Genomic DNA, 25372 nt, shown 5'->3' with positions numbered 1-25372 from the left:
GTGTAGGAGGATTGTTGTATGAAATACAACAATTTCTTCATTAAACGGCCTGGATGAGAAGAAATGTTGCCTTTTGTACAACAATTTTGGATTTGAGCCGGTTTATGGAGGGGAATGTTGTATTTTATGCAGGATTTAACAACAGAGCGGAGAAACCCGGAACTTCTGCGGCGATAGCAGCGACGGGAAAGCTACCGCGCACGCCGCCCGGAAAGCTACCGCGCACACCGCCGGGAAAGCTACGGCGCACGCCGCCGGAGAAGCTACGGCGCACGCCGCCGGGAAGCTGCCGCGCACGCCGCCGGGAAGCTGCCGGGCACGCCGACGGGAAAGCTGCTGCGCACGCCTCTGGGAAAGCTGCCGCACACACCGCCGGGAAAGCTACCGCGCACGCCGCCCGGAATCCCCACACTTACCGCATTTAAAGCTAATTTTACGTAGAAATCATTCGTTCAGCTTATATAAATCAGAACTTATCATTCAAACAAAGGCGGGATTCAGATGAGTGGAACAATACAGCAGGTATGGGTAGATGAGGCTTGGAGTAAGGCACTGGAGAAAACGCGAGCAAACAGCTTGAGAATCGGCGCGGAATTCCCCCATGCCAGCCAAGGCGGCAAGTACGTACTGGAGACACCGAGCTGGTGGACGGCCGGCTTCTGGCCGGGCATGCTCTGGCAGCTCTATGCCGGGAGCGGGGACGAGAGCCTAAAGGCGATTGCCGAACGCTGCGAGCAGCGGCTGGACGAGGTGCTGGATGGTTATGTGAAGCTGGATCATGACTTAGGCTTCATGTGGCTACTGACCAGCGTAGCCAACTTCAAGCTCACGGGCGCAGAGGAATCACGGGTCCGGGCGCTTAAGGCTGCCAACTATCTGGCTGCCCGCTTCAACCTCAAAGGCCGCTATATCCGTGCCTGGAATCCATGGAGAGAAGGTGAGGACAACAGCGGGGTCGCTATTATCGACTGCAGCATGAATACCAGTCTGCTCTTCTGGGCTTCTGAAGTAACCGGAGACCCGCGTTACCGGCATATCGCCGAGGCCCATATGGATACGGTGCTGGAGCATTTCATCCGGCCGGACGGCTCTGTCTATCACATTGTCAATTTCAACCCGGAAACGGGTGAAGTGGTAGAGAAGCGCGGCGGACAGGGTTACGCACCAGAGTCGGCCTGGTCGCGCGGCGCGGCGTGGGCACTTTACGGGTTGTCGCTGGCCTATCATCATACCGGCAAGCAGAGCTACCTTGATGCATCCAAGCAGGTTGCCCATTTCTTCCTGACCCGTCTGCCGGAGGATCAGGTTCCGCATTGGGATTTCCGGGCTCCCGGTGAGATCGGCGAGATTCGTGACAGCTCCGCCGGTTCCTGCGCGGCGAGCGGCCTGCTGCTGCTGGCGAGCCAGGTGGATGAATCGGAGGCACATGTCTACCGGAACGGCGCGCTTAGAATTACGGAATCCCTCTACCGGAATTATGGGACCTGGGATAATGCGGAGGAAGAAGGGCTGCTGCTTCACGGTACAAGCAACTATCCTGAGAACCGGAATATCGATGTTCCTCTGATCTACGGTGATTTCTTCTATGTTGAAGCGCTGGCGCGGATCAAAGAAGCCGGCCCGTTCTACTGGGAGTAGGAAGATATGATGACTAACGGGAGAGCAGCATCAGACAAATTATTCTTGCGGATTGCAGACAATCCGCTGAAGACGCGGTCGGACCTTGTGACCGCTCTTGAACAGCTAACGGATCCGCTGCGTCCGCTCTACAGCAAAGGCGGCGCAAGACTTGAGATCGGCAGAACCGGAGCGAGCTATCCGGCAGCAACTGCCGGGATGGAGGGTTTTTCCCGGGTATTATGGGGGCTGGTCCCCTTGCTCGCCGGAGGCGGAAGCAGTGAAAATTGGGACATCGTGCTGAATGGCATTCGGCATGGCACCGACCCTGCTCACGAAGAATATTGGGGAGATGTACGGGATTACGACCAGCGTCTGGTCGAGATGGCGGCCTTCGGCTTCGCGCTTGCAGCGGTTCCGGAGCAGATCTGGTCACCGCTTGCTCTTCAGGAGCAGGATCACCTGTACAACTGGCTGAATCAGATTAACTCCCATCCCTGCTATGATTGCAACTGGCTGTTCTTCAATGTACTTGTTAATGTTGGGTTCCGCACCATCGGCCGTCCGTATGATGCGGTGCAGCTGGAGAACAACCTGCAGCGGATGGATGCATTCTATCTGGGAGAGGGCTGGTACAGTGACGGTGTTGACGGGCACTGCGATTATTATGGACCGTTTGCGATCCATTACTATTCGCTGCTCTATGCGAAGCTTATGGAGAAGGAGGATCCAGAGCGTTCCCGGTTGTTCAAAGAACGCGCCCGGCTGTTCGCCGCTGAATTCCTGGGCTGGTTCGCCACGGACGGTTCTGCACTTCCTTACGGGCGCAGCCTGGCATACCGATTCGCCCAATCTGCGTTCTGGAGTGCCCTGGCTTATGCGGATGTTGAAGGCTTCCCTGCCGGTGTGGTAAAAGGCATCGTTCTGCGCAATCTGCGCTGGTGGTTCAGCCAGCCCATCTTTGATGCAGCAGGCGTATTGACCATTGGATATACGTATCCGAATCTGGTCATGGCGGAGAATTATAATGCCCCCGGCTCACCCTACTGGGCGCTGAAGACTTTCCTGCCGCTCGCACTTGGTGAAGAGCATCCGTTCTGGAGCGAAGAGGAGCTTCCCCTGCCGGAAATCCCGGCAGTTATGGTTCAGAAGCCTGCACATCTTGTTCTGGTCCGCGAGCCGGCCTCCGGTCATGTGGCGGCGTTCAACAGCGGCCACCTGTACACGAATGAGCATACCCATACCTCGGCCAAATACGAGAAATTCGTCTATTCCACAGGCTTTGGGTTCAGCGTACCCCGTTCTGAGTGGGGGCTGTCGCAGGGGGCATTCGACTCCATGCTTGCGCTCAGCGAAGGCGGGGACAATCTGTACCGCGTGCGGCGCCGGAATGTGGAATCCGAGATCACGGACAACGTCCTCCGGTCGGTCTGGAAGCCATGGACTAATGTGGAAGTCCGTACCTGGGTGGTAGCAGGGCTTCCCTGGCATATCCGGATTCACCGGATTGAGACGGGCCGGGCACTTGACGCCGCTGAAGGCGGGTTCGCCCTGGGCCAGGAAACGGAGCTTGCGCAGCAGACCGACAACTCAGGCACAGCAGTATCTACAGCTTGGGGAACCAGCGGAATCAAAGGACTGACGGGTTACGGAAAGGCAGAGCTCATCTGGCCCAATGCCAACACGAACCTGCTGCGTCCCCGGACGGTACTGCCAACATTGACGGCTACGCTTGAGCCCGGAATTCACTGGCTGGCTTCGGCTGTATACGGTGATCCTTTGGCTGATTCTTCAGCTCATCAGGCGAACGGAGTCAGTAATATTCTGGAGCAATCTCCCGAGTCCTTGCTGAAGGTTACTTTTGCTGAGAATGGCATCACGGTTCAAACTACGGGCGGAACGGAAATTTTTATCCCGATACAATAGAAAAAGGCTGCATCTTCACGTGATTGTGAGGGTGCGGCCGTTTTTGATTATATGCATCCCATATGACCTCATCTAACGTGTTTGGAAATCGACTAATCCTTATTCATCACGCGGAAACTATATAGATTGAACCGCAAATCTTTACGTCCGGACCAGTAGCCGATCAATCAATTCAAGAGGGCTCTTATGGATCCGTTTCATGAAAGCTGCGACATGAGTACGGATGACGTAATACTTATGAAAAAAGACATTGTTTATTACTTCGTGTTTTAGCCATTTCCACAATCATTCAACAGGATTAAGTTCAGGGCTATATTTGGGTAGAAAAACAAGCTGAAGTCTCGGATTCTCTCGCAGAAACGGCGGAATTGCATCTGCATGATGAGTGTGAGCGTTGTCTAACACCATGATTCATCTTCAAATAAAAGATGGTCAATTTTTCCTTGGTTCAGTTTCTCCTTCAGCTCAGGTAAAGTGACCTCGCGGAATTGTTTTTGTTCCTCTTTGCTGGCTCGTACCAGCGTATAGGTGGCTTTTGTGTAGCTAAAACCAAGCCGATTCAGCATTTTAGAGATTCCTTATAGGGCATATTTCTCGCTGAACTCGCGAAGGATCCATTTTATGAGTTCAAGTTATATAGTATTTTTAGTGAATATAGTGAATATAGTATTTTAAAGTAGGAATAATCGTTGGTATAGAAAGGATGGAAATAATATGTTTAAAAAAATATACTTAATAGCCCTTGCATTGACTATTATTTCAGGAGTGGAATTAATATCCAATTCAAAAGCAGGCTCCTATCCAGAAATGGTAACCGCAAATAAGACAGATAAAAATCCTGTTAACACTAATTTTTCAGAATAACGTGAAATCTGTAGAATCAGTGAAATCCGTAGAATCAGTAAAAACGATGAAATCCGTAGAATCAAGACTCGCAAAAATGTATTTTAGTCAACTCTATACACCTTATGGCATTTTCGTGCCAGTAATGAACAAAGTATATTCAAGGAATCTGAGCTAGCAAGAAAGTTAGATCAAATCGGATCTAATACGAATCAACTAATTTTTGAAAACAAGTTCTTCTTAAAAGTAGATGAATCAACATTAGATAAATTGTATCCCAGTGCGTTACTCACAAATGAAACAAATGAAAACCCGGCTGACTGATCCTTATCCACTAACCTCTGTATTTCCAATATTTCGTATTTGCAAAGGATAAATATCCGCTTGAACACCGTAAAAGGTTTCAAGTTCAATCTATATATTTCGGAATCTCACATGTTATACGATAATAAATAAATTCTATTATTATCAAGATTCATAATTCCGATCATTACGTTGTCGAAGCTGGAATTAAATACATTAGTTCCTGTAATAGAAGCATTCGTTTGGTTATTTCTAATCATATAGTACCCCCGTGCAGCATCAAGCGTTATTAGCTTCGATGTTGTCTCGTCTGTGATCGCCCTAATTTTCTTGGAGAATGAAGCTGTGAAATCTGATGGAAGAGGAAGTTCAGACCAATGATTTGCGTGGCCCTTTTTCACTATATCATTCATGCTCTTAGAAGTGACCTGATAGATATATAACCGGTATCCATCGCCCAATGCTCCATATGATTTATAACTGTATATAAGTTTGCTTTCTTTTGGGAGCGGTATTCCAAACTTATCGTGGAAAAATTCAATCTCTTTATTATTTTTGAAATAACCTCCGTAAAATACTGCTAATACTATTATTAAGGAAATGAATCCAATAATAATTTTTTTTGTGTTTTTCATCTCATACCTCAATTTCTATCATTTATATAGTAAGAGTAGGGTTAGGATATATCTCCACGTAAAATAACTCATGCACAATATGGAAAACTGATTGTCCATGAGTAAACTCTAATTTATATTCCTAGTATTCATCCCGAGTGTTGAGCAAGATACATTAAGTTAACAACTCTGAACCACACAGGTAAAGACAAAAATTATGATTGAATCCTCCGTATGGTATTTACAACCATTTGGCCCCTTCACATTATCAACAATGGAATATAAAGTCAATCTATTCATCCTAATCCCGGTTTTCTCCCAGTATCTCCCCCAGCAACTCCCGTGTATCTGCCCACAACCTGCGCTGCATCGCTTCATCGCCGCCAGGGGATACCGGTACAATGGACTTTCCTGTGCCCACGTTAAAATAACCTCCGGTTACTGTCCCATAATGCGGGTCCACGATTAACCGGGTGATAATCTCTGCTCCTCTTCGCGGGTCTCCGAGCCGGACAATCTTCAGGATCCGTTCGATCACAGAAGCGAACCGCAGCTCGCGTCCCAGTCCGGTTACATTGAAGCCCGGATTCAGGGCATTGACGGTTATTCCGCTGCCGGCCCATTGCCGGGCCAGTTCTGCCGTGAACATGATGTTTAGCAGTTTGGTTTTGCCGTAGACAGGAGAGGAGCTCCGGGCAGTAAAAGCAGCAGTATCCGTTAGGTCCCCGGGCAGGCGGAGTACACCATGACGGCGCGAAGCCTCTGAGGCTACGTTGACTACTCTGGCCTTGCCTGCACTGCGCAGTGAAGTCTCCAGTCTATGCGTCAGCAGCCAGGGTGCCAGATAGTTCACAGCCATCATCTCCGGCAAACCTTCGGCAGTGGTGCGGGGCTCGAAGGCATGGATTCCTGCATTGTTCAAAAGTACATCGATGGAAGGGCAGGCGGCAGCAATTTCAGCGCCAACCCGGTTCACATCTTGCATCAGCGACAGGTCTCCATAGACAAAACGGATGTTTGCAGCAGGCTGACGGGCCTCGATGATGGTTCTGGTAGCCGCAGCACGTTCTTCACTGCGGGCAGTCAGGACAAGCGCATAGCCTCTTTCCGCCAATTGGACGGCTACAAGCTGTCCCAGTCCGCTAGTGGCTCCGGTGATGACAACGGTTGGTTGTTTAGGCATGGTTATTCTCCTTTAAATGACGTATAATTGATATATGTCCACTATAATTATATGGTGGATATATGTCAACTATATTGGTGGCGGTTATTTCTGAAGTTAAGGACAGGTGAATGAATATGAAGCAGGGCCCTATAAACATTAATCAATCAAAGCTTGACTCAAGAGAACAGCTGGAGCTGGCGCTGGGAGAGCAGCTTAACGCACTGATCAGCGCAGCCCATGCGCTGAATGTCAAAGCCGCCGCGCGGTTCGATTCCTCGTTGCAGCCGGCTGCCTTCCATATTGTCCGCTGGCTCTATTCCTATGGGCCGGCAAGTGCTGCCGCCATTGCGGAAGCAACGGCTATGGACCGCAGCGCGGTCAGCCGTCTAATCAAGCAACTGGAGCCTCTGGGTTATGTGAGCAGAGAGGCCTCACCCGATGACGGGCGGGCCATCCTTCTCTCACTTACAGAGCAAGGACAGCAGCAGACAATAGCTGCCCTGAACGAGAAGGGTTCCGTGTTCTTCGGGCGGACTGCGGTATGGAATGACGACGAGCTGCATCAGTTCATTCATATGCTCAAGCAGTTCAACGGGCTATAAGCAGGTGACGGCTTAGCGCCTCCTTTACTAATTACAAAAACTTGCTAGTTAGACCATGGATCCTGTAATCGCTTTCTCTATATAATGTGCGTAAGCATACGAAATCGGACAATCCGGGAGGAAGCTATTCCATGAAATCGAATGAGGACTTTATACTTGCCGCGCCAGACCAGGCGGTTCATATTTATCTGGACCCGAAGGGGGCAGATTATAACGGACTGCGCCGGGTGGCGGAGTCTTTCGGCGCGGATATCGAGCTGGTGAGCGGGATAACACCTGTGATTCTGACACGAAAAGAACAGCTCTCAAGAACCGTTGTCATCGCCGGACCCATAGGCGGAAATGAGCTGATTGACAGGCTGATTGCAGAAGGTATCCTCGACGTTACGGCGATTCAGGGCAAGCGGGAGTGCTACCGGCTGCAGCTGGTTGAGGCTCCACTGCCTGGCGTGGACCGGGCGCTTGTCATTGCGGGCAGCGATAAACGCGGGACAATCTATGGCATCTACTCCATTTCTGAGCTGATCGGGGTCAGCCCGTGGGTGTATTTTGCCGATGTGGTTCCGGAGCAGAACACCACAGTGTCCATTCCTGTAAGCAGACTGAATCGCAGTTCCAGAGAACCTTCCGTTAAATACAGGGGGTTCTTCCTGAATGATGACTGGCCGTCGCTCGGCTCCTGGGTCACGCATGCTTTTGGCGATTTCAATGAGGATTTCTACGACAAAGTGTTCGAGCTGATCCTGAGACTGAAGGGGAACTTTCTGTGGCCGGCGATGTGGAGTGCAGAATTCAGTCTGAATGGTAAAAGTAGTCCGATTGCCAATGCAGTTCATGCCGATGAATACGGCATTGTTATGGGAACGTCGCATCATGAGCCGTTGTTCCGGGCCGGCAGCGAATGGCAGAAGGTGTACGCGCAGTACGGGACAAGCAATCTGTGGGATTTCGCCCGCAACCCGCAGGCGATTACCGCCTTCTGGGAAGACGGAATTAAGCGCAACCGATACTATGATAATCTGGTTACACTCGGCATGCGCGGAGAGAGTGACTCTGCCCTTGAAGGCTCAGACCAGGAGAATATTGAGCTGCTGAAGCAGATTATCCTTACTCAGAAGGCCCTGCTGAAGAAATACAATCTGGAGCATATGCCTCAGGTTCTGGCTGTGTACAAGGAGGTCGAGAAGTATTGGTACGGTACGGCGGAAGCAGAAGGGCTGAAGGATTGGGAGGTCCTGCAGGATGTGACGATTCTGCTCTCGGATGACAACTTCGGCAATCTCCGCAAAATCCCAGAAAAACATGAGCAGCAGCGGGAGGCCGGCTGGGGAATTTACTACCATTTTGACTACCACGGAGGCCCGCATTCCTACGAGTGGGTGAATGTGACTCCGCTGGAGAAGGTCTGGGAGCAGATGACCATGGCGTTCGATTACGGCATCCGTGATATTTGGGTGGTAAATGTCGGCGACCTGAAGCCGATGGAGCTGCCGCTATCCTACTTCATGGACTTAGCCTATGATTTTGAAGCCTGGGGAACCGGAGTGATTAACCAGACAGAGGAGTACACCCGGCGTTGGGTGGAGCAACAGTTTGGATCAGACCTTACACCTGGGACGGTTGATGGAATTGCGCAGGTGTTAGCGGATTACACCCGGATGAACGGGCGGCGCAAGCCGGAGATTGTCAGAGCGGGCACCTTCAGCGTGCTGCATCATCAAGAGGCGCAGAGAGTGCTGGAACAGGCGCTCAGCCTGGAGCAGGCGGCGGCCAGGTATGAGTCTGAGCTCCCAGCGGCGCTCAAGGATGCCTATTACCAGCTGGTCTATTATCCGGCAGTGGCCTCGGCGAACGTGGTCAAGATGCAGATCTACGCCGGACTGAACAGGCTGCATGCCGGACGCGGCAGTGTACTTGCCAATACCTATGCCGATCTGGTACTGGAGTCTATTGAGCGGGATAAGCAGCTGGAGCAGCACTACAATAGCGGAATCTCAGGCGGAAAATGGCAGGGCATGATGAGCTCTCCGCATGTCGGCTATGTGAACTGGAACGCGGACGGCTGGAGTTATCCGGAGGTCAGCAGAGTGACCCCTGCCAAGGAAGCCATCATAATTGTTGGTGTAGAGGGAACGGAGCAGGGTTACACAGCAGGGACAGCGGGTCTCACTCCGTTTTCGAATCTTCAGCAGGAGACTTATGAGATTACGGTCAGCAGCGGCGGAGCCGGGTTCGAATATAAGGCAGTCAGAAGTGCGGAATGGATCAGGCTGGACCGGACCCAAGGCTGGGTGGATACTGGAGCGGCGATCCGGGTTTCAGTAGATTGGGAGAAGGTGCAGGGGGCGGCTTCGGGCCATATTACCCTTTCAGGTGCCGGTACAATCGTAACCGTTCAAGTAGCAGTGGAGTGGACTGATATTACTAATGTGCCGCCGATGACCTTCATCGAGACGCAAAATACCGTTTCTATCGAAGCGGAGCATACTCTAAACCGCGTGGCGAAATCCGGAGCCCAGTGGAAGACTATTAACAACTACGGACGGACCTTGTCTTCGGTCAAAATGTTCCCCGCCGGCAGCTCCTTTGATCAGCCGGAGGAAGCACCCTATCTGGAGTACCGGCTGCTCGTCCATCAGGACGGGGAATACAGCCTGACCGCCTATATTGCGCCGACTAACCAGTTGTCTCCAATCCGCGGCCTGAAGTATGCCGCCGGATTCGACGGGGAACCGCCCGTCACCGCAGATGCGCTGCCGCCGGGTTATGAGGGCGGTAATCATGACAATGAGCCGTGGTGCCGTGCGGTGATGGACAATATTCATACGCAGGTTACCCGTCATGTACTGGTCAAGGGACAGCATACGCTGCGCTTTTACGGACTGGATGCCGGACTTGTCCTGCAGAAGCTGGTATTGTCTGCCGGACCGCTGCCGTATTCCTATCTGGGGCCGGTGGAGGGCTATCACAGCTGACTTCCCGCAGGTTGCCGGGACCGCCGCCATCGTCAAGCAGATGGCGGCGGAAACCCGCAACACTATGCGCACTACCCTTACTCCCCGTCACTCCACGTTACTCTCCGTCACTCCGCGTTACTCCCCGTCACTCCCCGTAACTCTCCATAACTCCGCGTCACTCCGCGTCACTCACCGCAACTCCGCATCACTCTCCGTTCCTCCGCATCCTCCACGTTACTCCGCATTACTACGGAACTGATTCGGAGTAATCCCCTTATACTTTTTGAACACCTGATAGAAATATTTCGTATCATTGTACCCGGACTGCAGAGCGATATCCTCGATCCGCATTCCGGGATCTTTGAATAGCAGACATGCATGCTCTATGCGTATCTTATGCAGGTAATCGGTGAAGCTGATTTTGAGCTGCTGCTTGAACAGCAGGCTTAAGTAGCCGGGTGTAATATAGATTTCCCGGGCGACAATCTCACGGTTGATATCCTTCATGTAATTTTGCCCGATATAGAGCTTGGCTGCTTCCAGCAATTTGTTGCTGTTCTTCTTGGAGGTCAAATGCTCACTGACCAGAAGGGCAGTCTCAAGCAGAGACTGAAAGATATGATCCAGACTGGAGCGGGACAGAACCTGGATCAGCTCGGTCAGATTTTGTCCGAACACCTTGTTCACGTTGACGTTATTCTCAATGCATAATTTATACAGGGCGAAGAACAGGGCGAAGCTCGACTTGATCACCTGGTCCCTGGATACCGTTTCGGGCTGCAGGGCCACGTTAAACTGGGTAAGCTTCCCGGCAATTTCTTCGGGGGAGCTGTTCCGGACAGCCTTAAGCACCTCCTGCTCCTCATGCAAAGGGTAGGAGGATTGGGAGGCTTCATCATCAAATTCCCCGCTGAACTCCACAATTTTGCCGGTGCCTGTGTAGTTTCTCGTATTCAGCGCCTGGGATGCCTCCAGAAAAGAACGCCGTAAATGCTGAAGATTCTTATCTATACTTCCGATTCCGGCAGAGACCGTGAACCGGAGATAACTCAGGATATTATCCTGAATGATCCGGATATATCCGCTTAATTCCTCATGATCCAGCAGCTCATCCGTATTAAGGATCAGGACAATATCATCCTGATGTTCAAAGGCGATACATACAATCGTCTCCGGAAGGGATTCCTCGCAAATATTCTTCAGTCCGTATTTCAGCAGCTCCGTATCCTCATGCAGATATTTCTGGTGCAGCTGCCGGAAATTATCAATCCGCAGCAGAATCACGCCATACAGCAGATAAGGAAATATTAGATTGTTCATCTTCAGATTGGCCAGCAGCTGCGGATATGCAGGACTCTCGGTGAGAACCAGCTGGCTTAGGGTCTTCTCTTTCAGCAGGGGCAGACTCTCCCGGAAGCCCTGCCGCAGATGCTCCAGCGATTTGATCTCCAGCTTCTCCGATTGAATCTGCTCGGTGATGTCCAGTATTGTATTAAGAATCTCCTGTCTCCGGCTTGGTTTCAGCAGATAGTTGCTGGCCCCGACTCTAATGGCTTGCTGGGCGTAGGCGAAATCATCATATCCGCTCATAATCACCGATTTGATGTGGGGATACTTCCCGGAGACAATGGAGATTAACTCCAGACCGTCCATTTGCGGCATCCGGATATCCGTCAGCATGATGTCGACAGGATGGGTACCCAGAATATCCAGTGCTTCCTGGCCGTCTCTGGCCTCGGCAATAATCACAATTCCGTGCGCCTGCCAGTCGATTAGGGTTCTGATCCCGACACGGGCCCGTTCTTCATCGTCCACGATAATCATATTAAACAAGTGATAATCCCTCCGGTCCTCTGCGCTTATGCTTCGCATGATAACTTATCCTTCTATTTCTCGCTGAAACGCCCTGTCCTTAAAAGGACGGCGTAGCTGTTTCCACTTGAAATATAAGTATTTATAGGTTTCACGCTATCCATTATCCTTCTATTTTTGGAGAAACGGATGCCGCCTCTTTCAGAGGACGGCGAAGCCGTTTCTTCTTATATTCAGCCTAAATATCATTCAAGATAGCCGGAATTACGATCTCCACGCGTGTACCCTCTCCCGGGACGCTGGTGTATTTCAAAGTGAAATCCCCTTTATAGAAATGCTTCAGTCTGGCTTGGACATTCTGCACCGCGTATCCCCCGGTATCCCGGGCTGTATAAATATCCGATTCATCCGGCAGGGTGAGAATCTTCTGCAGGGTCTCGCTGCTCATGCCGCCCCCGTTATCTTCAATCACGAACATCAGTTGATCTCCGGTCCGTTGTCCGCTGATACTCACACGGCCGCCGCCGCGTTTACGTTCAATCCCATGAATCAGCGCGTTCTCAATGAAAGGCTGCAGGCTGAGCTTCAGAATGACATAGGGGTGCAGCTCATCAGGGATATCGATCACGAAATCCAGAGAGTCTTTAAATCTCATTTTCTGCAGGGACAGATAGAGCTCGATAAGCTCCTTCTCTTTGGCTACGCTGGTGAAGCTCTTGCCCTGGTTAAGACTTAATCTGAACAATCTGGAGAGGTTGATCACCATCTCACTGATCTTGTCCTGCCCCGCAGCTTCGGCTTCCCAGAAAATTGTATCCAGCATATTGTACAGAAAATGGGGGTTGATCTGGGACTGCAGCGCCTTGAGCTCCGCTTCCTGCTCTTTAAGCTTGAGCAGATAAGCATCGTCCACCAGCGCCTTAATATTGGCGACCATGTTGTTGTACCCCCGGCTCAACTGGCCGATCTCATCCCAATATTTAATGTTAACCTTCTCTTCGAACTGACCGTTCTGGAAGCGGCGCATCGACAGCAGAAGGGTCTTGATCGGTGCAGTCAGGAATGAGGAGAAAAACATCAGCAGGGGTATACTAAGGAGCAAACTGGCCAGAATCATGATCAGCACAGCCGACTTAATCGAGTTAAGCTCCTCGGTCAACGAACTCAGCGGCACACTGTACAGTGTAATCCAGCCATTGGCATTGATATTATAGTTCAGCAGCGTATCTCCGCCTTGCAGGTTCACGATGGTATAACCGGACAGAATACCGGCTTCAGCCTGCTTCATCACGAAGTCTACTGCCTTCTTGTCATACGTTTCTTTACCTGCGGCCAGGAGCTGCTTACCGCTCTCATTCAGAATAAGAATACCGTGGTCCTGATCATAGAGATCCGTCAGATAGGTTCTGCGGATCGTCTCCAGATTAATGCCGACAAATACAAAGCCGATTCTGTTTCCGTTTACAATATCGCGGATAATCCGGGTCATGCCGAGCTTGTCATTGCGGTTGCTCTGAATGAAGACATTATTCTCTTCCGTCAGCGGGAACCAGTAGGAGGCGCCGTTCAGGGCAACGGATTCCTTATAAATATTGTGCGGAGTGATCTTGTCCAGGCTGTAGGCCCCGCTGCTGTCATCGGTTGCGACCTGAAACATGGGTGCGGACAGGCTGCCGTACAGCGCCAGATAATCGAAATTACCGGTTACCAGCATCTGGTTCATCATGGACGCGGTTGGTCCGTTATAGAACTGATCCTCGATCTCGACAGAGTCGGGGGTGTTGCTTCTTAACGTCTCCTGTACAACGGAAGCCAGGCTGAATACCGTAACCCAGTCGGCAATCGTCTTCTGCATCCGGGAGAGATTGCTGTCAATCTGCTTAAGCACGCTCTGATTGGAGTTGCTTACTTTGTTAATGATCTGTTTTTTTGAGATGGTATACGAATATCCGCCTATAGCAAAAGTTACTGCGGTGATCAGAAGGAAGATAAGAATTGTTATCTTATATCGCAGATTCATATTTAAATAGAAACGCAGCACATGATCACTAACCTTTTTGTTTTTTAAAAGATAAGAATTTATATGCTTCGCGCATTAAATATTCCTTATCTTTCTCGCTGAAACGGTACCGCCTTAAAAAGGACGGCGAAGCCGTTTCCACTTATCTTATGCGTATTGCTGCATTTAAACAAGGGTGCCGGAAGAGGAGTCGACAATTTTAAACTTTACTCTCTTTTTCTCTACTGACCCCGGATCAGGTTCTCTGTTACGATGTGGTCACAACAAAGAAGGCGAGCACAATCAACAACAACTAGGGGGAGATTAAATGGTTATGAATACAAAAGCTACACGGAATCTACTGCTGATTACAGCGCTGGCAGCTGTCTCGGTACTCAGTGCATGCGGAGGCAACGATCAGAATGAGAGTGCAGGCAGTACAAACGGCAACTCCGCAGATCCCGCTGCTGAACAAGTCACACTGCGCGTGTTCTCCAACCTTCCGGACCGGAAATCGGGCCAGGGCCTGGCCGAGCAAATGGTGATCGACAACTATACCAAAGAGAATCCTAATGTGAAAATCGAACTCGAAACGCTGGCCGAAGAGCCTTTTAAGAACAAATTGAAAGCCTATATGGCCTCAAATGAAGCGCTGGATATCACTATGGTGCATGGGGGAGCGGAGCTTAATACACTGGTTCAGGCTGGTTATGTAAAAGAGCTGGATCCGGCCGGGTACGAAGGGGAGACCTACAACTTCCTCCCGGGCGTATATAAGTCTTTCACCTTCAATGACAAATTGTATGGCCTGCCCCGGAACAGCGACTATGAGGTCATCTACTACAACCAAAAAATATTTGCAGACAATGGCGTTAATGTACCCGCTACCTACGCGGAGCTGCTGGATGCAGCTAAACAATTCCGCGATAAAGGCATTGAGCCGATGTCGGTGAACGGTAAAGACCTGTGGAGCTTCGCGGCATTCTTCCAGGATCTGGTTATCCGGGTGAGCGGAGATCAGAGCCTGATGCTGGATGCGGTGGAACAGAAGAAGAACTTCACAACGGATGAGAGCTTCATCACTGCGGCCAAGCTGCTGGGAGAGGCAAGAGATGCCAAGCTGTTCCAGGAATCCTTCATGACCGCAGACTACGGCGCATCCCAGAACTTATTTACGCAGGGAAAAGCGGCAATGTGGTACATGGGCTCCTGGGAAGCGGGAATGGCTACGAATGAAAGTCTGTCCGAAGACTTCCGCAATAATGTGGCTGTGCTGAAATTCCCGGTAGTGGATGGCGGCAAAGGCAAGGATACAGACCTTCTGGCCTGGAATGGCGGCGGCTATTCACTGGTCAGCAGCTCGAAGCATCCGGAAGAAGCCAAGAAATTCTTCGATTATCTAATGCAAGCAGATCAATGGGCCAAAACCGTCTGGGATACCGGCGCGGCTGTTCCTGCCCAGAAGTATGAGCTGACCGGCACGGAAAGCGGGCTGCAGAAACAGCTGACAGATGTTCTTACCGGAGCAACAACAACCGCAGGTTCACTGGGTCTTGATTACGGAACTCCGAAGTTCAAAGATGATGGCCAGAATGCCTTCGGCAAGTTCTTCGCCGGCGGATCGACACCTGAAGAGCTGCTCGCAGACCTGCAGAAAGCAGCGGAATCCCAATAACAAATATAGAGAGTGAAAGGGGACGGGGCAGGAATCTTCTTGCCCTTCTCCAATCTTAAGGATGGAGTGAGACTTCCATGCAAAAAGTATTCAACAATAAAATGGCCATCTTCCTGTTCGTCTTCCCGGGAATTCTCTTATTCTCCCTAACCTTTCTGGTCCCGATTGTGCTCAGCACATACTATTCGTTCCGGGATACCCTGGCACCAGGCACACCGTCTGCATTCATAGGGTTCGCTAACTATACGGAGCTGCTGTTTCACGATACACGTTTCTGGCTGGCGCTGAGAAATGCCGTCCTGCTGGGTTTGGGCTTCATCTTCATTCAACATCCGATTGCCATCTTCTTTGCCATTATGCTGGACCGCCTGGGCGGGAAAGCGGAGAAGTGGTTCAGAACGATCTTTTTCATTCCATGCGTGATTTCAGTAGTGGTTATCTCCAAAATGTGGCTGTCGCTGCTCGACCCTACCTTCGGTGCGTTCAACAAACTGCTGGATACACTGGGCCTTGGGTTCCTGAAGCATGCCTGGCTGGGGGACAGTAGTACGGCACTTGTTACGATGCTGTTCATTCTAATCTGGGCCGGATTCGGCTGGGGGCTGCTATTCTATTATGCCGGCCTCAAAGGAATCCCGGATGAAATGTATGAAGCCGCTTCCCTCGATGGAGCTTCGGGCTTCAAGCTGCAACTGCGGATCACCGTTCCGCTGCTGTCACCGGTCATTACGGTACAGATCACACTGGCTATGATTACCGCCTTGAAGCAGATGGAAACCGTGTTCCTAACCACCAATGGCGGCCCCGGCGATTCCACCCAATTCCTGGCTGTGTATCTCTATAACAAGGCATTCTCGGCCAGCCAATACGGCTATGCCAATGCCATTTCGATTCTTTTCATCGTCGTCTGTCTGCTGGCTACCTACCTCAGCAACAAACTTACCCGCAGTGATGCTACGGAATTCTAAGGAGGAAACACCATGACCAAAAGCACTAAAACCATACTATGGGTGTTCTTCCTTGTTGTCGCCCTGGTTCAACTGTTCCCGTTAATCTGGCTGGTGGATTTCTCATTCCTCAGCAGCAATGAATTCTACTCTTCAAGTATCCTGAAATGGCCAAGCGCACCGCAGTGGCAGAATTATATCAATGCCTGGGTAGACGGCAAATTCCTGCGCTATTTCATTAATAGTGCGTTCATTACTACGGTTACAATCCTATTAACGGTTGTGCTATCCTTGACGTTAGGGTATGCGTTTACACGGATGGACTGGAAGTTCCGTTCGGTATTCTTCACCATCATCCTGCTCGGGATTATGATTCCGATCCATGCCACCCTGCTGCCCAACTTCGCGATCTTCAAAGCGCTGGGCTTGACCGATTCCTATCTGGGTCTAATTCTTCCTTACACTGCGGTATCCGTGCCCATGGGGACGTTCATCCTGACCGGGTTCCTGCGGAGTATCCCCAAAGCGCTGGAAGAGTCGGCAATTGTGGACGGGGCGAATATTTACCGGATTGTGTTCCAGATCATCGCACCGCTTACAGCACCTGCTCTGGTGACGGTAGTCGTAACTACTTTCCTGAATTGCTGGAATGAGTTCATTATGGCTTCGACCTTCCTCAGCAAGGATGCACTGAAAACGCTGCCTTTCTCGGTCATGAATTTCGCCGGCCAGTATTCCTCTGATTATGGCTCACAGTTTGCCGTCATGGTGCTGACCTCCATCCCTGCGATTGTCATCTATGCGATCTTCAATGAGCAGATTACGAAGGGCGTTACTGCCGGTGCTGTAAAAGGTTAATATCACACTGCGTATGCTTCCGAAGCGAGTTTTGTACGAAGCAATCACAGGGAAGTAGATGCTCACAAAACTTTTAGGAGGACAACAATGGATCACTTGCTATACGGTGTTGCTTATTACGACGAATACATGCCTTATGACCGTCTGGATGAAGACATCCGGATGATGCAGGAAGCGGGAATCAATACTGTGCGTATTGCCGAGTCCACCTGGAGTACCCATGAACCCCAGAACGGCGTATTTAATTTCAGTCCGGTGACAAGAGTGCTGGATGCGATGCATGCTGCCGGAATTCATGTCATTGTGGGCACGCCGACTTACGCTATTCCTGCATGGATGGTCAAAGAGCATCCGGATGTGCTGGCCGTCACGGCACAAGGTGAAGGGAAGTACGGTGCGCGGCAGATTATGGACATTACCCATCCCGTGTATCTGTTCTACGCAGAACGGATCATCCGTAAACTGATGGCCGTGGTCCACAAGCATCCGGCAGTTATCGGTTACCAGATTGATAATGAAACGAAGCATTATGAGACCGCCGGACCGAATGTCCAGCTCAAATTCGTCAAATACATGAGAGAAACCTATGGAACGCTTGAGGCGATTAACCATCAGTTCGGCCTGGATTACTGGAGCAACCGGATCGACAGCTGGGAGGACTTCCCGTCGATGGTTGGCACGATTAACGGCAGTCTGGGTGCGGAATTTGCCAGATTCCAGCGCGGGCTGGTAAATGAATTTCTGGCGTGGCAGATTGGAATTGTCGGGGAGTATAAGCAGCCAGGGCAGTTTACGACACATAATTTTGATTTTGAATGGAGAGGGCATTCGTTTGGGGTGCAGCCGTCCGTGGATCACTTTGCCGCAGCTGCTCCGTTCGACATTGCCGGTGTAGATATCTATCATCCGTCGCAGGACAACCTTACCGGTGCCGAGATTTCGTTCGGGGGAGATATGACCCGTTCGCTGAAGCAGGATAACTATTTCGTCCTTGAGACACAGGCGCAGGCTTTTCCTGAGTGGACGCCGTACCCTAAGCAGCTGCGGCTGCAAGCCTTCAGTCATTTAGGCTCGGGTGCCTCTATGGTTGCCTACTGGCATTGGCATTCGATTCATAATTCGTTCGAGACCTACTGGAAAGGGCTGCTCAGTCACGACTTCCTGCCTAATCCGGTGTATAAGGAAGCCCGGACGATCGGTGCTGACTTCAAGCGGCTGAGTGATCAGCTGATTGGACTCAAGAAGACCAGCAAAGTGGCTGTTATGGTCAGCAACGAAGCACTGTCGGCGATCGAGTGGTTCAAGCTGCCCGGCGGCGTGATTTATAACGATGTGGTCCGCTGGATGTATGATGAATTGTACAGAATGAATATCGCCTGTGATTTCATCCAGCCGTCCTGCACACGTTTGAGCGACTATGAGCTGATAGTCGTGCCTGCCCTGTACGCCGTCTCTGACGAGGCGCTGCAGCGGCTGAATGAGTATGTGCGCAGCGGCGGTCATGCCGTCTATTCCTTCAAAAGCGGATTCACCGATGAGCAGGTGAAGGTGCGGCATTCAGCGCAGCCGGGCGTAATTCATGAGGCCTGTGGAGTGACTTACAGCCATTTTGCCACGCCTAATGCCTCTGCCGGACTTACCGGCAAGCTGTTCCCGGAAGGAACGGAAGCAGGCGTTCATACCGTTAGAACGTGGATGGAAATGCTTGTTCCAGACTCGGCCGAAGTACTCGCCAGCTATGATCATCCCCAGTGGGGCGAATATGCTGCGGTTACCAGAAATTCTTTCGGTGACGGTACCGCCACCTATATCGGATGTATGACGGAGCCTGCCGCGCTGGCGGTCATCCTGCGGGATACGCTCCAGGTTGCCGGATTGTGGGGCGAAGACCAGCAGCTATCCTTCCCGTTAATCGTCAAATCCGGTGTGAACCGGCATGGCAGTACCATCCGCTACTACTACAACTATTCGGCGGAGTCCGTGACATTCCAGTATCCGTATGGCGCGGGGCAAGAGCTTCTGTCCGGGAATCCCGTAGCGCATGCTGAGGAGCTGAAGATTGAGGCTTGGGGCGTATTTATTATTAGTGAAGGTTAATAAATTGCTTTAACTATGAGGAGTAAGTAACGATCCTCCGCATAGGGAGATAGGATGAGGAGGCAGCAATATGGACGTTAAAGATATAGTCTGGGTATCAAGTACAGAGAATGAACCATGGGTTTCCCGAAGCGTGGAAAGTCCAGCAGCGGAAGGAGCGGCGGATCTGGCGTTCAGCGGAGAAATTCATCAGAACATTGAAGGGTTCGGCGGATGCTTCAATGAGCTTGGGTTCGAGGCGCTGAACCTGCTGGCTGCAGAAGACAGAAGCGCGGTACTGCACTCGCTTTTCCATCCGGAAGGGGATCATAAATTCAGTATTTGCCGGCTGCCGATCGGGGCGAGTGACTATGCGCTTGAATGGTACAGCCTGAATGAAACCGACGGCGATTACGCCATGGAGCATTTCTCCATCGAACGGGACCGCAAGTACCTGATTCCGTACATCCGGGAGGCGCTGAAGCTGAATCCGGAGCTGAAATTATTCGCCTCGCCCTGGAGTCCGCCCACCTGGATGAAGTTCCCCCGGGCTTATAATTACGGCACGCTGCGCTGGGAGAAGGAGATTCTGGAGGCGTATGCTTTATATTTTGTGAAGTTTGTACAGGCGTATGCCGGGGAAGGCATCACCATCCATCAGGTTCATGTGCAGAACGAAGTGGTTGCGGATCAGAAATTTCCCTCCTGCGTATGGACGGGCGAGCAATTGCGTGAATTTATCCGTGACTATCTGGGACCGGCTTTTGAACAGCATGGACTGGATACGGAGATTTGGCTGGGTACGATTAATGCGCCGGAGCCCTGGGATGAATGGATGAAGCAGAAGGACAGCGGATTCGATGCTTATGCGCACACGGTGTTAAGCGATCCTGAAGCATACAAATATGTGCAAGGCGTTGGCTACCAGTGGGCGGGCAAATATGGCATTCAGCGCACCGTGCAGGCTTATCCTGAACTGCGCTACATGCAGACGGAGAATGAGTGCGGGGATGGGGAGAACACCTGGTTTTATGCCAAATATGTGTTTAACCTGTATCAGCATTACTTCACCAATGGCGTGAACGCCTATATCTACTGGAACATGGTGCTTCAGCCGAAAGGGCGCAGTACCTGGGGATGGGAGCAAAATTCCATGATTACTGTAGATCCGGATGAACCGAAGGCCGTGCATAATCCCGAGTTCTACGTCATGAAGCATTTCGCTCATTTCATTGGCCCCGGCTCCCGCAGAATCGGACTGAAGGGCAGATGGACAGGCAATGCACTGGCATTCGGGACGCCGGAAGGCAGACGGGTGCTGGTGATCGCGAATCCGTTCAAGGAAGCAAGAACGATTCTTTTGGCTAACGATGAGACGCATTATAAGCTGATGCTGGATGCGGAATCTTTTAATACCATTATTCTGTAAAATAGACTAACATGACTCCATCCGCCGTCATTTCAAAGCAGCTGACGGCGGATACCCCTTCATGCTTTTGAACACATTGCTGAAGTACGCCACATCATGATACCCGCAGTGCTCCGCCACCTCAGACACATTGAACCCGCCCGCAGACAGAATCATCTCGGCATTATTGACCCTGACCCTGTTCAGGAATTCTTTGCAGGTGGAGCCGGTATTCTGTTTGAACAGCTTACCCAGGTAGACGGGATTCAGTCCGATCCACTCCGCCAGAGCTGTAATCGTAACCTCCTCCGCATAGTGATCCATGATATAAGCCATGACTTTGTGGATTCTTGGATCAAGCAGCGGCGTCTCCTGATGATGGGCAATATTAAGCAGGCGGTAGACAATCAGCTGGAAGATGGCCCGGGCCTTCATTCTATAAAAAGGCTGGCCGCCCATCCAGTTATGCGAGAACTCCCTGATATCATCGAGGATTTCCTTGGTCATCCGGTTCTTGGTTACGGTCTCAAACGGCAGGTGTACATGATTATCCGCCCCCGTCCAGAAGAAGTTGAACGCAAAGGAATGCATGGGTGCCTCGGCAAAGGTATGGGCTTCCCTTACACTGCCGGAAGGGACATAGAGCATATCTCCGGCTTCTACAGTGAATTTCTCCCCGTTAATGAAGTAATCCGCTTTGCCTTCCACGATGAACGACAGATCATGGAAATCTATGGTGCTGCTGATAATCTCCCAGTCGGCAAAGGATCTGCGGTCCACAAACAGAAAGACATCCGGCACAAGGTGCTCGTATTTGTGGATGTCCATGACGATCCTCCCTCCTTGCAGCTGAAGCGCTGATAAACACCAACCTATCTTACCATCTTTATAAGCTGAACTTAAGAGTGATGTAAGCCGGATGCTTAAGATCACTCTATTTAGAGCGTGATCTTCTCCATTCTCATCGGCCCGAGCGTGACAATTGCTTCATTGAAATGAAATTCGTATACGTCAAACATCGGGCCCATTTTTTCCAGCGTGCTTTCAAAGGCCGGATTGTTTTTCGTGAAGCCGGTTTTCAAATCATATACGGTATGCCCGCTTTTCTTAACGATAGCATCCGTCACGCGCACTAGCCTGCCTGCGGGTTCGGGGAGGGTTGTGAAGGCAACTTTATCGTTGGAAGCAAACTCTGCGGTTTTGGGGGACTGCTTAATAGTGGAGACATACACAATGCCCTTCTGCTGATCGTAGAAGTGGCTCATCACTCTCACGTTCGGTTTATTATCCATTGAGGTGGCTAGGGCCAAGTGTGCGCTGACCTCCATAATTTCTTTGAAGCCTTGTACATATTCCATGTTCATTCTCCTCTGTTAATGAATTGAACCGCGGGTTAGCGGCCTAAGCTGATAGTAGCATACGGAATTATGACAGCTGTCTGTCATGGTTGTTATGGTAGAATGAAAAAAGGTGATCACATTGAAAATAGACCGGTTAATCTCCATAATCATGATTCTGCTGGAACGCGACAAAGTGAGTGCCTCCAAGTTAGCAGAGATGTTCGAGGTCACGCCCCGTACAATCTTCAGGGATATTGATTCGATCAATCAGGCGGGAATTCCGATTGTTACCTACCCCGGGGTACGCGGCGGCATAGGCATTATGGAGCAATATAAGGTGGAGAAAAGATTATTTACCGTTTCGGATATTACCGCCCTGTTAACGGGTCTCGGGAGTATCCATTCTACGATGTCGAGTGAGGAAATCCTGAATGCGATGGCCAAGGTGAAAGGGCTGATTCCCGAGGAGCAGGTGCGGGAGATTGAGCTGAAATCAGGTCAGATCGTTATCGATCATGCTCCCTGGCTGGGCAATAAGATTCTGAAGCTGAATCTGAACGACATCAAGACAGCTATGGACAGGTGCAGACTGGTATCGTTCAGCTACAGTAACCAGGAGGGGACGCAGAGCAAACGGCAAGTTGAACCCTACAGGCTGGTGCTGAAGGACTCCAACTGGTATCTGCAGGGGTATTGCATCTCCCGGCGGGACTTTCGTATCTTCAGGTTATCCCGCATCACTGCGCTGGAGGTACTGGAGGAGACCTTTACACCAAGGGAGTTTGATCCCAAGCCGCTGCATCCGCCGGGCCAGCAAGTGATAACCCTTACGCTGCAGATAGACTCCTCATTACGGGATCTGATGCTTGAGCTATGCGGTGAAGAGAATGTAGTGCCCTGCGGGAACCATAAATTTACCGTGTACTTTCCATTTACCGAGAATGATTTCGGATATAATATGCTGCTGCGGATGGGGGATAAGTGTGAATGTCTGGGGCCGCCCCATGTGCGGGCGGAGCTGGTGCGGAGGATCAAGGGGCTGCTGGCGGTGTATGAAGAGGAATGATAGATAAGAGATTATCAATTGTACCCTCCGGAATTTCCTGATATACTTTTCGCATGTAAGTTGATAGGGGGTTACACTGATGGCAACGAATTGCTCATTAGCTAGGAAGTCCTCATGCAGAGCCTGATCTGGGGCGATACTTTGCGTGGGGTGCGGCAGGAAGATCTTGATCGCCCAAACTGATTTTATCGTTTCTAATTAGCAGGCTCTGCACCTTATTGGTTGACCAATAATAATAAGGGGCTGAAGAGCTGTGACTACAACATTTATTAGAAACCATCAATATAATTATATTAAGAAACAATCGGATTTCGTGCTCAAAACACTACGGTCTGTAGCAGATCGCCGTGTCCTGGAGACCGTACGGTACAGTGCTGAGGTGAATGTGACGGAGGCATTTTCTTCGCTGACTACCGAGCAGGAGCAGATGCTGAAGCCTATCTCCACCCTGGAGAAAGCCGAGGATTTCCAGCAGTATATCAGCGGCTTCGAGCCTTATCTGGAGCCATTTCCGCCGATTACACTGAAGCAGATTCAGAAGCTGTTTCCCAAGAATAAGAAGATGAAGTTACCTGATCTTGCATCGTTTGATTTCCGCTATGTGACGTATCTGGCCTGGGCAGACATTGCCACGAATAAGCTGTTCATCGTCTATCCCTACGAAGGACAATTCATTGGCGTAGAGGGCAGAATTATACCGACCCACAAGAAAGGCTATTGCCTGTTCTGCAACCGCCAGCAGGAGCTTGCCTTCCTGACGGTCAAGACTAAGCCTGAGCTTGCTTCAGCCGATAACATTGCTTCTGTGGGGCAATACGTCTGCATAGATAATCATGGATGTAATCAGAGTATCACCAATATAAGCTCGCTGGAGAGGTTCGTGCTCTCGGTGCAGAAATAAGTTTGCCGGAGAAGGCCGCCCTTAGGGCGGCCTTTTGTTTCATATACTCCTCTAAAGTGAAAAAACTGCGTAATTATAGCTACTATTTCAAAGCTTCCGTCCCATCGCTGGCGGTCAAACGGATTCGGGTAAAATGTTGTACGAATTACAACTCGAAGGCAGAAAAATCCGGGTGTCTGGGAGGATTGTTGCAGGAAATACAAGAATAGTTTGTTTAATAGACTGGAAGGAGGGGAAATGCTGCCTTTTGTACAACAATTCGGGGTTAGGAGCGTTATGGTGAAGGAAATGTTGTATTTCGTGCAGGATTTGTACTTGAGACACACACTTGTATTCCAGTAATTAAGGGGACATCGAATGAAAAATGGAAAAAGTATTATAAAAACAGCGGCGGCTCTTATTCCGAGTGTAGTTCTAATCATAATCTTAATTAGTCAATTTCCCTATACCGGTTTAAGTAGAATTATTTCGATTCCGATGATTCTGGTCATTAATATACTTATTATTGCTCTAGGATTGGCTTGTTCGCTTCGAGTGGGACAACGGTATTTATATGTTATGTGGGGAGGGATCATTATTGTAACATTAGCCATTACACTTGCGACTAGAATAGACTGTGGACAACCGTTAACGGATGGACCGATAATAGAAGTAACGGAGGTGTTCACATGGGAGAACAACGTCAGCGATATAACGAAGAGTTCAAAAGGGAAACTGTGAAATTTATTCAAGAACAGACGAAGAGCTTCAGTGAATTAGCGGAAGAGCTAGACATCCCTAAAAGTACACTGCATCAGTGGATGGGGCAATATCGAGAGCTCAAGAATGAACCAGCAGCGAGTGTGGATCGGGTGAGGGAGCTCGAAGCAGAGTTGAAGGAGGCTCGTCGTCAGCTTCAGGAACACCAAGAACAACTTGCTGATCGAGATGAAGAGTTGGCCATCATAAAAAAAGCAGTGCACATCTTCAGCAAACCAAGGAACTAAGATTCCAGTTCATGAAGAAGCATCGCTCCGAGTTTCGCTTGGAGAAGATGTGCAAAACCCTACAGGTATCCAGGAGCGGGTATTACAAGTGGCTGAGTGCGAAAGCCAGTCCACAAGAACTCCATAAGGCTGCGGTGCAGGAGCGAATTCGGTACCATTTTGCCGACCACAAAATGCGGTATGGGAGTCCGAAAATCACCCGGTTGCTGCACCAGGAGGGCTATACCGTCACGGAACGTACCGTGAGTGTGTATATGCGGCAAATGAAGCTACGCTC

The 25372-nt window shown here is 50.4% G+C and carries 22 protein-coding genes; 14 read left to right on the top strand and 8 right to left on the bottom strand.

Features of this window, described 5'->3' with window-relative positions; translation table 11 throughout:
• Nucleotides 1-501 precede the first annotated feature (501 nt).
• Complete coding sequence (locus GC101_RS16435; RefSeq protein WP_171718110.1) at nt 502-1638, top strand: glycoside hydrolase family protein; 1137 nt, start codon at nt 502-504, stop codon at nt 1636-1638.
• A gap of 6 nt (nt 1639-1644) precedes the next feature.
• Entirely contained in the window at nt 1645-3543 is a 1899-nt protein-coding gene (locus GC101_RS16430; RefSeq protein ID WP_246354366.1) for a DUF2264 domain-containing protein, read from the top strand.
• 285 nt (nt 3544-3828) lie between these two features.
• On the opposite strand, the gene GC101_RS36165 is transcribed toward GC101_RS16430, so the two are convergent.
• Together GC101_RS36165 and GC101_RS36160 are read right to left on the bottom strand one after the other, a co-directional pair.
• A complete protein-coding gene (locus tag GC101_RS36165; protein WP_076244614.1) occupies nt 3829-3951 on the bottom strand; it encodes a transposase in 123 nt (40 codons plus the stop codon).
• Nucleotides 3942-4109, bottom strand: a complete 168-nt coding sequence (locus GC101_RS36160) for a winged helix-turn-helix domain-containing protein (RefSeq protein ID WP_246354365.1) — start codon at nt 4107-4109, stop codon at nt 3942-3944. Before GC101_RS36160 ends, GC101_RS36165 begins: the two co-directional genes overlap by 10 nt.
• A 148-nt stretch (nt 4110-4257) precedes the next feature.
• Here GC101_RS36160 and GC101_RS16420 point away from each other — a divergent pair, with 148 nt between their 5' ends.
• Nucleotides 4258-4407, top strand: a complete 150-nt coding sequence (locus GC101_RS16420; protein WP_171718109.1) for a hypothetical protein — start codon at nt 4258-4260, stop codon at nt 4405-4407.
• A gap of 410 nt (nt 4408-4817) precedes the next feature.
• Here the strand turns inward: GC101_RS16420 and GC101_RS16415 are convergent, their stop codons facing one another.
• Together GC101_RS16415 and GC101_RS16410 are read right to left on the bottom strand one after the other, a co-directional pair.
• Nucleotides 4818-5324 carry a hypothetical protein gene (locus GC101_RS16415; RefSeq protein ID WP_042138904.1) on the bottom strand — a complete coding sequence of 169 codons (507 nt, stop codon included), beginning with the start codon at nt 5322-5324 and terminating at the stop codon, nt 4818-4820.
• A 280-nt stretch (nt 5325-5604) separates the two neighbouring features.
• On the bottom strand, nt 5605-6486 hold the full coding sequence (locus GC101_RS16410; protein ID WP_171718108.1) for an SDR family NAD(P)-dependent oxidoreductase: 882 nt from the start codon (nt 6484-6486) through the stop codon (nt 5605-5607).
• A 116-nt stretch (nt 6487-6602) separates the two neighbouring features.
• Here GC101_RS16410 and GC101_RS16405 point away from each other — a divergent pair, with 116 nt between their 5' ends.
• Entirely contained in the window at nt 6603-7070 is a 468-nt protein-coding gene (locus GC101_RS16405) for a MarR family winged helix-turn-helix transcriptional regulator (protein WP_216626636.1), read from the top strand.
• 131 nt (nt 7071-7201) lie between these two features.
• A complete protein-coding gene (locus GC101_RS16400; RefSeq protein ID WP_171718107.1) occupies nt 7202-10045 on the top strand; it encodes a glycosyl hydrolase 115 family protein in 2844 nt (947 codons plus the stop codon).
• A gap of 216 nt (nt 10046-10261) precedes the next feature.
• On the opposite strand, the gene GC101_RS16395 is transcribed toward GC101_RS16400, so the two are convergent.
• Both GC101_RS16395 and GC101_RS16390 read right to left on the bottom strand, forming a co-directional pair.
• On the bottom strand, nt 10262-11899 hold the full coding sequence (locus tag GC101_RS16395; protein ID WP_171718106.1) for a response regulator: 1638 nt from the start codon (nt 11897-11899) through the stop codon (nt 10262-10264).
• A 178-nt stretch (nt 11900-12077) separates the two neighbouring features.
• Nucleotides 12078-13880, bottom strand: coding sequence for a histidine kinase (locus GC101_RS16390; RefSeq protein ID WP_171718105.1), 1803 nt, complete (start codon nt 13878-13880; stop codon nt 12078-12080).
• Between the two features lie 286 nt (nt 13881-14166).
• Here GC101_RS16390 and GC101_RS16385 point away from each other — a divergent pair, with 286 nt between their 5' ends.
• The 5 genes from GC101_RS16385 to GC101_RS16365 all read left to right on the top strand — a co-directional run bounded on the left by GC101_RS16385 (nt 14167) and on the right by GC101_RS16365 (nt 20823).
• On the top strand, nt 14167-15513 hold the full coding sequence (locus GC101_RS16385) for an ABC transporter substrate-binding protein (protein ID WP_171718104.1): 1347 nt from the start codon (nt 14167-14169) through the stop codon (nt 15511-15513).
• A 77-nt stretch (nt 15514-15590) separates the two neighbouring features.
• Entirely contained in the window at nt 15591-16481 is an 891-nt protein-coding gene (locus GC101_RS16380; protein WP_171718103.1) for a carbohydrate ABC transporter permease, read from the top strand.
• Between the two features lie 12 nt (nt 16482-16493).
• Entirely contained in the window at nt 16494-17318 is an 825-nt protein-coding gene (locus tag GC101_RS16375) for a carbohydrate ABC transporter permease (protein ID WP_171718102.1), read from the top strand.
• A gap of 87 nt (nt 17319-17405) precedes the next feature.
• Complete coding sequence (locus tag GC101_RS16370) at nt 17406-19415, top strand: beta-galactosidase (protein WP_171718101.1); 2010 nt, start codon at nt 17406-17408, stop codon at nt 19413-19415.
• A gap of 70 nt (nt 19416-19485) precedes the next feature.
• Complete coding sequence (locus GC101_RS16365; protein WP_171718100.1) at nt 19486-20823, top strand: glycoside hydrolase family 30 protein; 1338 nt, start codon at nt 19486-19488, stop codon at nt 20821-20823.
• A gap of 27 nt (nt 20824-20850) precedes the next feature.
• Here the strand turns inward: GC101_RS16365 and GC101_RS16360 are convergent, their stop codons facing one another.
• Together GC101_RS16360 and GC101_RS16355 are read right to left on the bottom strand one after the other, a co-directional pair.
• Complete coding sequence (locus GC101_RS16360) at nt 20851-21630, bottom strand: helix-turn-helix domain-containing protein (RefSeq protein ID WP_171718099.1); 780 nt, start codon at nt 21628-21630, stop codon at nt 20851-20853.
• Between the two features lie 110 nt (nt 21631-21740).
• A complete protein-coding gene (locus GC101_RS16355; protein ID WP_171718098.1) occupies nt 21741-22160 on the bottom strand; it encodes a pyridoxamine 5'-phosphate oxidase family protein in 420 nt (139 codons plus the stop codon).
• A 112-nt stretch (nt 22161-22272) separates the two neighbouring features.
• Between GC101_RS16355 and GC101_RS16350 the strand changes: the two genes are divergently transcribed.
• The 4 genes from GC101_RS16350 to GC101_RS16335 form a co-directional block, all read left to right on the top strand.
• Complete coding sequence (locus GC101_RS16350) at nt 22273-23208, top strand: helix-turn-helix transcriptional regulator (protein ID WP_343049724.1); 936 nt, start codon at nt 22273-22275, stop codon at nt 23206-23208.
• Between the two features lie 253 nt (nt 23209-23461).
• Nucleotides 23462-24109, top strand: a complete 648-nt coding sequence (locus GC101_RS16345) for an FBP domain-containing protein (protein ID WP_171718097.1) — start codon at nt 23462-23464, stop codon at nt 24107-24109.
• A 668-nt stretch (nt 24110-24777) separates the two neighbouring features.
• Nucleotides 24778-25095: a transposase gene (locus GC101_RS16340; protein WP_171718096.1), complete on the top strand. Its 318-nt coding sequence runs from the start codon at nt 24778-24780 to the stop codon at nt 25093-25095.
• 11 nt (nt 25096-25106) lie between these two features.
• Nucleotides 25107-25372 (top strand): IS3 family transposase (locus GC101_RS16335; protein ID WP_171718095.1); only part of this gene is annotated, 266 nt, incomplete at its 3' end.

This window comes from Paenibacillus phytohabitans (assembly GCF_013141775.1).
In the GTDB taxonomy this organism is placed as follows: Bacteria; Bacillota; Bacilli; order Paenibacillales; family Paenibacillaceae; genus Paenibacillus_AQ; species Paenibacillus_AQ phytohabitans.
The sequence above is the reverse complement of the archived record's forward strand: the minus strand, read 5'-3'. Positions and strand labels throughout refer to the sequence as shown.